The following is a 9,181-nucleotide window of genomic DNA, read 5'->3' on the forward strand; positions in this document are numbered from 1 at the left end:
TTGTCACCCCCTTTTTTCATTGCGAGTCAGCATGTTGCGTCATCCGCTTACCTTGGCACTGGTGTGTATCTTTTCCCTGCCATTCTTCAACTTTGCCCGCTATAGCCCGCTGCAGGACTGGTGGACCAATGCTTTAACGCTGGGTTTTATCAGCAGCGGACTACTGATTGCGGCCTGGCGCTTGCGTGGGCAGTCTGACCACCACGTGCAAACGGTCTGGTTTCTGCCGGCCTTTTTGTTGTGGTGGCTATTGTTGTGGGTGGGTAGCCTGCTGCGCTATCAACAGCAGCAAGCCGGAATGCTGCCGTTTGAGTTGTTCGGCTTGTTACTGGCGGCACTAGGTGCGGTGTTGTTGGCGAATGAACAACCGCGTATTGGCCGTTCGCAATTGGTGACAGCCATGGCCTGGTCGATACTGCTAGGTGCGGTTGTGCAGGCGCTGATCGGTGTCAGCCAGATGGCTGGCCTGGCACCACAGTCCAATGGCTGGCTGCTATCCAGTGGTATGGAAATCATGGGCAATATTGGCCAGCGTAATCAGTTTGCGCATGTGTTGACCTGGGGGATGCTGGCCACTGCCTATCTATATTCGCAGCGCCGCTTGCCTGCCTGGCTGACTATCACGCTGTGTTTGTATCTGTCGCTTTTGTCGGCCTGGTCTGGCGGGCGGCTACCTTTGGCTTATGCGGTCACCATTGCCGTACTGGGTGTCCTGATGCGCATGCGTCTGCCACAATCCGGCATTGGCAAGGCCTTGCTGTGGGCGGCGGCAAGTATTCTGCTGTTCCAGTTTAGTGGCAAGCATCTGGCGCAGTGGCTGTTTTCGGTTGATATTGGCTCTGGCTTGGACCGTCTGAATGATGCCGGTTTTGGCGCCCGCCGCCGCGTTGAGTGGGATAAATGCTGGCAGATTGTCAGCGCCTATCCATGGCTGGGTACTGGTATTGGTGGCTACGCCTACCAGTCTGTGTGGCTGGAAGCGTTTGGTGGCTATGGCCGGGTGCCGGAAAGCAGCCTGTTTACCCATAGCCATAATCTGGTGACGCAGCTGTTGGCTGAGACTGGCGTACCAGCTACGCTGCTGGCGGCTGCCATCGTCAGCTATTGCCTGTGGCCGTACCTGAAGCGGGAAAACGCTAGCCCGGAAAATGCCTTTTTGCTAGGGATGGTGGCGGTGACGCTGGGTCATTCGATATTCGAGTACCCGCTATGGTACCTGCCATTCAGTTTTGCTTTCTTCACCATTTTAGCCCTCTCACCTCGCCCTCCGCTCACGCTGGCGCTGCGAGCGTCCATGCGTCGGATCGGCGCGCTGATACTCGGCGTAGCAGGCCTGCTGTATGTGCTGCACGGCGCGAGTGTGTTTGGTTTGCTGACCGATAGTCAGCAGCCTTCACGTGATGTCAAGGTGAATCAGCAGCGTATCGAACAGTTAATTGCCTTGTCGGCCAACCCCTTCTGGCGCTTTGAGGCCGAATTGATGTTAAGCAACTATCTGGTGCCGACTACGCAGCAACTAGCCATCAAATTGCAGCATCATGAAGCTCTGGTAGCTTACCGGCCGTACCCGACCTTGCTGTGTAAGACGGCTATCATGCAGCAGTGGTCTGGCCGCTCGCAGGCTGCGGAAGACCGTCTGCGTATGCTATTGGCTGCGTATCCGAATATGGCGGCCAACTGTGCCTTGATGATCGCATCGCGCAACGATGCCCGCTTGCAGGGCCTGCTGCGTACTGTGTCAAAAGCGGCATTGACTTTGCAGCAGCAGGGGGAAGGCGCCGTGGCGGCGCAAGCAGTGACCGGGGTAGCGCTGCGCCCGCCGCTGTTGCCTCGCTTTAACTAGCTGTTTTTGCTCACCAGCCTGGCATCGGCTATGCTTCGGCCTTTGCTAGCGCCGGTGAGCGTGATTCATGTCTGCTTTTCTGATGGGTGACACCAAGCGTGTCCGTATCGCCGCCTTATTGTTGGCCGCGATCACTATTTTTCCTTTTTTGTCGCGTTTCCACTTCCTGCCCTTGCCGCAGTGGTGGGGCGAAATCACGGTGGTTTGCTGTGCTGCGCTAGCGGGCTTGCTGTTGCCGGCGACCCCTTCGGCGTGGCCCAGGGCCAGCATCTGGATGATGGTGATGGCGCTGGTGTGGGCGTTGCAGCCTTGGTTTGTGCCGGTGCTATTTCCTGGCCTGAATCAGGCCACGGCATTGGCCTTTTTGGCCTTGTCGGTGTTGGTGCTGGTTGTTGTACGCTTGCGTTTGCGCTGGGGGCCGGACGCGCTAATAACCTATTTGTGCAAAGCGATCCTGATCGGCACGCTACTGCAGTCCCTGATCGGTTTGGCGCAAGTCACTGGTCTGGCGCAGGCCATGGGTGGTGTGCTGTTCTACGACAGTAGCCACCCCACCACCAATGTGTTCGGCCATATCGGCCAACGTAACCAATATGCGCATTACCTGACCTGGGGGGTGATCGCTGCTGCGTGGCTGCAGGCGAGTAGCCTGCACACGCGACGCTGGCTCTGGGGCGCTATCGCTTGGCTCTCATTGTCGATTGCCTTTGCTGGTTCCCGTACGGTGCTGCTGTATGCGTTTGCGCTGGCGGTGATGGCAGGCTGGTGGCACTGGCGTTTGCGCGGGCTGCAGTCGGCAAAATTGATGCGGGTGATGTGGCTGGCTGTCGCACTGATTGTGGCGATGCAGTTTGCCTTGCCGTTGGCGGAGAAGCTGCTGGCACCTCTTCTGCATGGGCCGGTTGCTGCAAGTGGTTTGGAAAGGTTGGCCGCAAACAGCGATGGTATGGGCGCGCGGCGCCTCGCGGAGTGGGGTAAAGCCTGGATCGTGTTTATCGAACACCCGGGTTACGGCTTTGGCTGGTATCAGTACGCCTCCGAGAGTGTGCGTTTGCAGATGCTGCCGCAGTTTGCCAATGCCGGCGTCAATAGCGGGCTGTTTGCCAATGCCCACAATCTGGTGTTCCAGTTGCTGGCCGAAATGGGGCTGGCAGGTACATTGTGTGCGCTGCTGGGTTTTGCCTGGGCCGCCTGGCCTTACTTTGGCCGTCGCGTCGAGCCGGTACATCTGGTGCCGCTGGCCATTATGGCGGTCACCCTGATCCACAGTATGCTGGAGTATCCATTGTGGTACCTGTATTTTCCCGCCGTGATGGTGATGATGCTGGCGCTGGCCCCCGAGGCGGATGAAGCACCAATCGCCTGGTTGACGCCGCTGTATACGGTTCTGGCTATTGTATTGCTGCTCTTGGCTGCGTACGGTAGCTGGCGCTATCGCGAGATGCAGGGCCTGTATTACCCCACAACCCAGCGTCAACAGCAGCGTCTGGAGCAGATCATCCGCCATGAGCCGATGTTCGCTTCCCACGCACTTGGCCTGCTTGACGATGTCATTACCCCGGCCCCGCAGGCGCTGAAAACCCAGCGTCACTGGCTGGAACTGATGGCAGCGTTCCGCCCTTACCCGGATGTGCTGCGACGCAAGGCACAGATGGAAGCGCTGGCTGGCGAGCAGGACAAGGCTACGCATACCTTTGGCCTGGCCCTGGCATCATTTCCGACCTACGCGCCTGATTTTCTGGCCGAGCTGGACGAAAGCGAGCCCGCCTGGGCGCGTCTGCGCGCGATGGCGCAGGCTGCCACGGACAAGCTACCGCCACAGTATCGCTAGCCGAGAAGCCTGGCCATGGTCAGGCGGCCTGATGTTGATGAAAAAGCCCGCTTGAGCTGCAAGCGGGCTTTGGTTTTACTGGGCACAGCTGAGATCAGGCGTCTATCACAACACCGTGGCTAAGTGCGGCTTTCATTTTGCCCAGTGCTTTCGCTTCGATCTGGCGGATGCGCTCGGCAGATACGCCAAATTCGGCAGCCAGATCGTGCAATGTGGCACCGCTGTCATCGGCCAGCCAGCGCGCTTCGATAATGCGGCGGCTGCGCGGGTCCAGTGTAGCCAATGCGTGCTCGATACCTTCGCCCTGCAGCGTGTCCAGCGCGCGGCGTTCCATGGCTCGGGTAGGCTCGTGGTGGCTGTCGGCCAGCCAGTCGATAGGTGCAAAGCCTTCGTCGTCACCTTCATCGGCCAACAGGGCCATATCCTGGCCGCTCATGCGCGTTTCCATTTCACGCACTTCTTCCGGCTTTACCCCTAGCTGTTCAGCAATGGCTTGTGCTTCTTTTTCTGACAAGGCAGAAAAGCCCTGCTTCATGCTGCGCAGGTTAAAGAACAGTTTGCGCTGTGGCTTGGTGGTGGCAATACGTACCAGGCGCCAGTTACGCAGGATGAATTCGTGAATTTCGGCCTTGATCCAATGCACGGCGAACGAGAACAGGCGCACACCGCGGGTAGGTTCAAAGCGTTTTACCGCTTTCATCAGGCCGATATTACCTTCCTGAATCAGGTCGGCTTGCGGCAGGCCATAGCCAGAGTAGCCGCGGGCAATCGATACCACTACGCGCAGGTGCGATAGCACCAGGCGCTTGGCTGCCTCCAGGTCGCCTTGTTCCTGCTGGCGCGTGGCAAGCTCGAACTCTTCTTCCGGCGTGAGCATGGGGATGCTGTTGACGGTCTGGATATACTGTTCCAGGCTGCCGTTGGCAGAGAGTACGGGCAAAGCAATCGTGGTCATACGCTGATTATCCTTGTGGAAACCTGAGCTGATCTTAGCACTCCCGGTAGGAGAGTGCCAGAAGGGCACAGGTTCCCGGCGATGGCATTTATTTATGATGGCGATAGCGATTAGCGGGCGCGCAGTTTGCGCAGGTAGTGGTCTGCCGCCAGGCGTGCACCCACGATACCCAGGCCAATGCTGGTTGCGGCCAACATGAGGAGCTCGGCAGGCAGCAGGCTGCGTAGCACAATGCTTTCGCTGTAGAGCTGGGCAAAACCATTTAGTGCTGGTGCGGCTTGGGTGACAAACACAGTGCACAGTGCCCAGCAGCACAGTGCACTGAGCAGGCCTTGCCATACGGCGTAGTACATGAAGGGTCGGCGAATAAAGCTATCGGTTGCGCCAATCAGTTTGGCAACTTCGATCTCTTCCTGCCGGGCCAGTATCTGCATGCGTATGCTGTTGTGGGTAATCAGTACCAGTGCCAGGCCAAAGCTGATACCCAGGAACCAGGCCAGCTGCATGGCCAGCTCCAGCAAACCGTGCAGGCGCTTGGCCCAGGCCGCATCAAACTGCGCCTGTTCCACCATGGGCAGGCCGGAGAGCTCGCGTTGCAGCATCTCCAGTGCTTCAGGTGTGGCATCGTCTTTGGGCTGCACGACAAAGGCGTGGGGTAGGGGGTTGCTGCCCAGGCCTTCGCTAATACCACTCATGCCGCTACGCTGCTCCAGCTGCTGCAGGGCCGCATCCTTTGAGATAAAGCTGAAGCTGGCCACGCGCGGGTGGGTTTGCAGGCTGGCTTGTACTGCAGCCAAGTCGGCTTGTTCGGTGGATAGCTCCATGAACAGCGTGATCTGTGGCGTGGCGGTAAGCTTGCCTACCCATGTTTGCACGCTGGTCGCGGCCAGATACAGCGATACCGGCAGCGACAGGGCAATGGCCAGCATCAGCAGATTCAGCAGGCTGCCTACAGGCTGGCGCAGCATTTTCAGCAGGGCAAGTCGGGCGTCCTGCCAGTGCAGGTAGAAGTAGTGTTTCATGAGGCAAACTGGCCCTCGCGCAGGCGGATAATGCGGCGACCGTAGTCTTCCATCAGGGTTTCATCGTGTGCCGACACAATGACAGTGACACCTACCTGATGAAACGATTTGAACAGCTCCATGATGTCCAGTGCGTAAGCGCGGTCCAGGTTGGCCGAAGGCTCGTCGGCCAGCAGGATGCTGGGGCGGTGTACTACGGCGCGGGCGATACACAGCCGTTGCTGCTCGCCACCGGATAGCCGTACCGGCATCACCTTTTCTTTGCCTAGCAAACCGACCTTGTCCAGTGCCGCGCGTACGCGGCGTGCCGCGTCGCGCCGGTCAAAACCGATAATGTCCAGCGGCAGCATTACGTTGTCGAATACGCTGCGATCGAACAGGATCTTGTGGTCTTGAAACACAATGCCGATGTGCTGGCGAACGTAGGGCAGCTGGCTGGGGCGCAGGCGGCTCAGGTTCTGGTCATTCACCAGTACATTGCCGCTGGTGGCGCGTTCTATACCGGAAATCAGCTTCAGCAGGGTACTTTTACCTGCGCCGGAATGGCCGGCGAGAAACAGCATTTCGCCGCTGTCTATGGTGAACGACAGGTTCTTGAGCGCATCGTGCCCGCCAGGGTAGCGTTTGCTCACCTGTTCAAACTGGATCATTGCGCCTCCTCGTCAAGGGCAAAGGTTGGCCGCTGCTAGCGGGCGTCTAGTCAAACAGCGCGTCGATGTACGGGCCGGCCTGGAATGGGCGCAGGTCATCAATGCTTTCACCTACACCGATAAAGCGCAGCGGCACCGGACGCTGTTTGGCGATGGCGGCAATCACACCACCTTTGGCCGTGCCATCCAGTTTGGTCAGTACCAGGCCGGTGAGGCCTAGCGCATCATCAAACGCGATGACCTGGTTGATGGCGTTCTGGCCGATATTGGCATCCAGCACCAGCATGACCTCATGCGGGCCATCCGGAATGGCTTTCTGGATCACGCGCTTTACCTTTTTGATTTCTTCCATCAGGTGCAGCTGGGTGGGCAGGCGGCCGGCGGTATCTGCCAGCACGATATCAATACCACGCGCCGTGGCTGCCTGGATGGCGTCGTAACAGACAGCTGCGGCATCGCCACTTTGTTGGGCAATGACGGTCACGTTGTTACGCTCACCCCATGCCATGAGTTGCTCGCGCGCAGCCGCACGGAAGGTATCGCCAGCGGCCAGCAGCACGCTCTTGCCCTGGCTCTGAAAATACTTGGCCAGCTTGCCGATCGACGTGGTCTTGCCCGCACCGTTCACGCCCACCATCATGATCACAAATGGTTTCTTGCCGGCGGTATCCAGCGGTACTTCCAGTGGGCCGATCAATTCGCCCAGCGACGCTTTAAGTGTGCCCTTCAGCTCGCTGGCATCTTTCAGGCCGCCCAAGCTTACGCGATCACGTACGTCCTTCAGCAGATGGTTGGTGGCATCCACGCCCATGTCGGCGGTCAGCAGCACCGTTTCCAGCTCCTCGTACAGATCTTCATCGATTTTGCCACCACCGAACAGCGTGGCCAGCTGCTTGCCCAGCTTGTCGCGGGTTTTGGACAAACCGGCTTTCAGGCGTTCGGTCCAGCTTGCTTTGCGTGGCGGCTCTGCTGCAGCTTGGGCAATGACCACAGGTGCAACCGGTTCATCCGGAGCTTGTGTGGCAGCAGTGGCTGCGGGTTCGATAGCAACAGGCTCTGCCACCTTCTCTGCGGCGGCGGTTTCGGCGGGCGGGGTCTTTTTCTTGAAGAAGCTGAACATGCTTATTGAATCTGCACACAAAATAAAGCCAGATTGTAGCCTTAAAACCGTGGTGTACGGGGGAATGAAGTGTCAACAAATGGCAAAACGCCAAAATCTATATATAAGGAATAAGTTGCTAGCAAACGCTGCTGTCAACAGTTGGGACGGCGCGGCGTTGACGATGTAGAATTCTGCCCTTGAATTCAGGAGGATGCATGACGCAGCAGCGCAACAAGGTTCGTATCATTGGTGGCAAATACCGCAGACGCTTGCTGGATGTGCCAGAAGCTGAAGGTTTGCGGCCAACCCCGGACCGCGTGCGTGAGACGTTGTTTAACTGGCTGGGGCAAGAATTGTATGGCAAGCGTTGCCTGGACCTGTTTGCCGGTAGTGGCGCACTGGGTTTCGAAGCGGCTTCGCGCGAAGCACTACGTGTGCTGCTGGTAGAAAAGATGCGCCCGGTTGCCGCGGTTCTGCAAAAGAACAAGCAGCTATTGGCCGCCACGGAAATCGAGATTCTGGTACAGGATGCGCTGACGTACCTGAAGAACTGCCGCGAGCAGTTTGACGTGATCTTTGTTGACCCGCCTTACCAGAGCGCACTGCTTGAACAGGTATTGCCGCAGTTGGCTGCCATTCTGGCGCCAGGTGGCAAGCTGTATATCGAAACACCGCAGCACTGCGATTTCCCTGGTTGGCAGGTCGAGCGCAGCTTGCGTGCTGGCAAGGTGCACTCTTGGTTGTTGTGTGCAGAATCGCACGAATAAAGATATAACCCCGCGAACTTGCTTGTACGAGGGGTGAGTGACAGAATTCACAATGTGGAATACTTGAGGAAATTACTATGGCTTTGATTATTACCGACGAGTGCATCAACTGTGATGTTTGCGAGCCGGAATGCCCGAATAACGCGATCTCGCAGGGCGAGGAGATCTATCAGATCGACCCGAACCTGTGCACGCAGTGCGTTGGTCACTATGACGAGCCACAGTGCCAGCAAGTCTGTCCGGTAGATTGCATCCCGCTGGATCCGGATCGCCCGGAAACCCAGGAAGAGCTGCACAAAAAATACCTGATCATCACTGGCAAGGCTTGAGGCTAAGTGACTGATTCGCAACAGAGCCCCGCGAAAAGCGGGGCTTTTGTTTGAAAAAATAGAAAAATTCTCGAAAAAGCTATTGACGCACTGGCAAGGTGTCTATACTATTCGGGCTTCTTCACGGGGGGATTCCCGAGCGGTCAAAGGGATCAGACTGTAAATCTGACGGCTCAGCCTTCGAAGGTTCGAATCCTTCTCCCCCCACCAGTTGCTATGCATCTTGGCGGCAAGATTGTGAAGTCGTCCGGATCGTAGGCGGGTGTAGCTCAATGGTAGAGCAGAAGCCTTCCAAGCTTACGACGAGGGTTCGATTCCCTTCACCCGCTCCAGGTTGTTGAATGGTTTGTATGTGAAGCTCATGTAGCTCAGGGGTAGAGCACTCCCTTGGTAAGGGAGAGGTCGGCGGTTCAATTCCGCCCATGAGCACCATCATTTAAATGTAGACTTTATTCGTTATCAGGGAATTTGCCATGGCAAAAGAAAAGTTTGCGCGGACCAAGCCGCACGTAAACGTTGGCACCATCGGTCACGTGGACCATGGTAAGACCACTCTGACTGCAGCTATCACCACCATTCTGTCCAAGAAATTCGGCGGCGAAGCTAAAGACTACTCCCAGATCGACAGCGCGCCAGAAGAAAAAGCCCGCGGTATTACCATTAACACCGCTCACGTAGAATA

At 57.4% G+C, this 9,181-nt stretch carries 9 protein-coding genes and 3 tRNA genes; 8 read left to right on the forward strand and 4 right to left on the reverse strand.

The genetic code is table 11. The annotated features are described in order from the left end of the window. Window positions 1–31 precede the first annotated feature (31 nt). Entirely contained in the window at window positions 32–1,843 is a 1,812-nt protein-coding gene (locus tag PQU95_RS04080) for a PglL family O-oligosaccharyltransferase (protein WP_272750809.1), read from the forward strand. Window positions 1,844–1,910: 67 nt separating this feature from the next. After that, window positions 1,911–3,674 (forward strand): PglL family O-oligosaccharyltransferase, encoded by a 1,764-nt coding sequence (locus PQU95_RS04085; protein ID WP_272750810.1) that lies wholly within the window; start codon window positions 1,911–1,913, stop codon window positions 3,672–3,674. A gap of 94 nt (window positions 3,675–3,768) precedes the next feature. On the opposite strand, the gene rpoH is transcribed toward PQU95_RS04085, so the two are convergent. The 4 genes from rpoH to ftsY all read right to left on the reverse strand — a co-directional run bounded on the left by rpoH (window position 3,769) and on the right by ftsY (window position 7,421). Next, complete coding sequence (rpoH, locus tag PQU95_RS04090) at window positions 3,769–4,629, reverse strand: RNA polymerase sigma factor RpoH (RefSeq protein WP_272750811.1); 861 nt, start codon at window positions 4,627–4,629, stop codon at window positions 3,769–3,771. Window positions 4,630–4,739: 110 nt separating this feature from the next. Next, window positions 4,740–5,651, reverse strand: coding sequence for a permease-like cell division protein FtsX (gene ftsX, locus PQU95_RS04095; protein WP_272750812.1), 912 nt, complete (start codon window positions 5,649–5,651; stop codon window positions 4,740–4,742). Next, window positions 5,648–6,301, reverse strand: a complete 654-nt coding sequence (gene ftsE, locus PQU95_RS04100) for a cell division ATP-binding protein FtsE (RefSeq protein ID WP_017507393.1) — start codon at window positions 6,299–6,301, stop codon at window positions 5,648–5,650. The genes ftsX and ftsE overlap by 4 nt, the downstream gene beginning before the upstream one ends. 46 nt (window positions 6,302–6,347) lie before the next feature. After that, entirely contained in the window at window positions 6,348–7,421 is a 1,074-nt protein-coding gene (gene ftsY / locus PQU95_RS04105; RefSeq protein ID WP_272750813.1) for a signal recognition particle-docking protein FtsY, read from the reverse strand. A 197-nt stretch (window positions 7,422–7,618) separates the two neighbouring features. Between ftsY and rsmD the strand changes: the two genes are divergently transcribed. The 6 genes from rsmD to PQU95_RS04135 all read left to right on the forward strand — a co-directional run. Continuing rightward, window positions 7,619–8,170: a 16S rRNA (guanine(966)-N(2))-methyltransferase RsmD gene (gene rsmD / locus PQU95_RS04110; protein WP_272750814.1), complete on the forward strand. Its 552-nt coding sequence runs from the start codon at window positions 7,619–7,621 to the stop codon at window positions 8,168–8,170. 77 nt (window positions 8,171–8,247) lie between these two features. Continuing rightward, window positions 8,248–8,499, forward strand: a complete 252-nt coding sequence (locus PQU95_RS04115; RefSeq protein ID WP_017507390.1) for a YfhL family 4Fe-4S dicluster ferredoxin — start codon at window positions 8,248–8,250, stop codon at window positions 8,497–8,499. A gap of 125 nt (window positions 8,500–8,624) precedes the next feature. Then, window positions 8,625–8,709: transfer RNA gene (locus PQU95_RS04120), tRNA-Tyr, on the forward strand. A gap of 48 nt (window positions 8,710–8,757) precedes the next feature. Next, window positions 8,758–8,831, forward strand: a tRNA-Gly gene (locus PQU95_RS04125). 25 nt (window positions 8,832–8,856) lie between these two features. Beyond that, window positions 8,857–8,931, forward strand: a tRNA-Thr gene (locus tag PQU95_RS04130). 41 nt (window positions 8,932–8,972) lie between these two features. Continuing rightward, on the forward strand, window positions 8,973–9,181 hold a 209-nt coding region (locus PQU95_RS04135; RefSeq protein ID WP_272750815.1), incomplete at its 3' end, for a GTP-binding protein.

The organism is Vogesella aquatica (genome assembly GCF_028548455.1).
In the GTDB taxonomy this organism is placed as follows: domain Bacteria; phylum Pseudomonadota; class Gammaproteobacteria; order Burkholderiales; family Chromobacteriaceae; genus Vogesella; species Vogesella aquatica.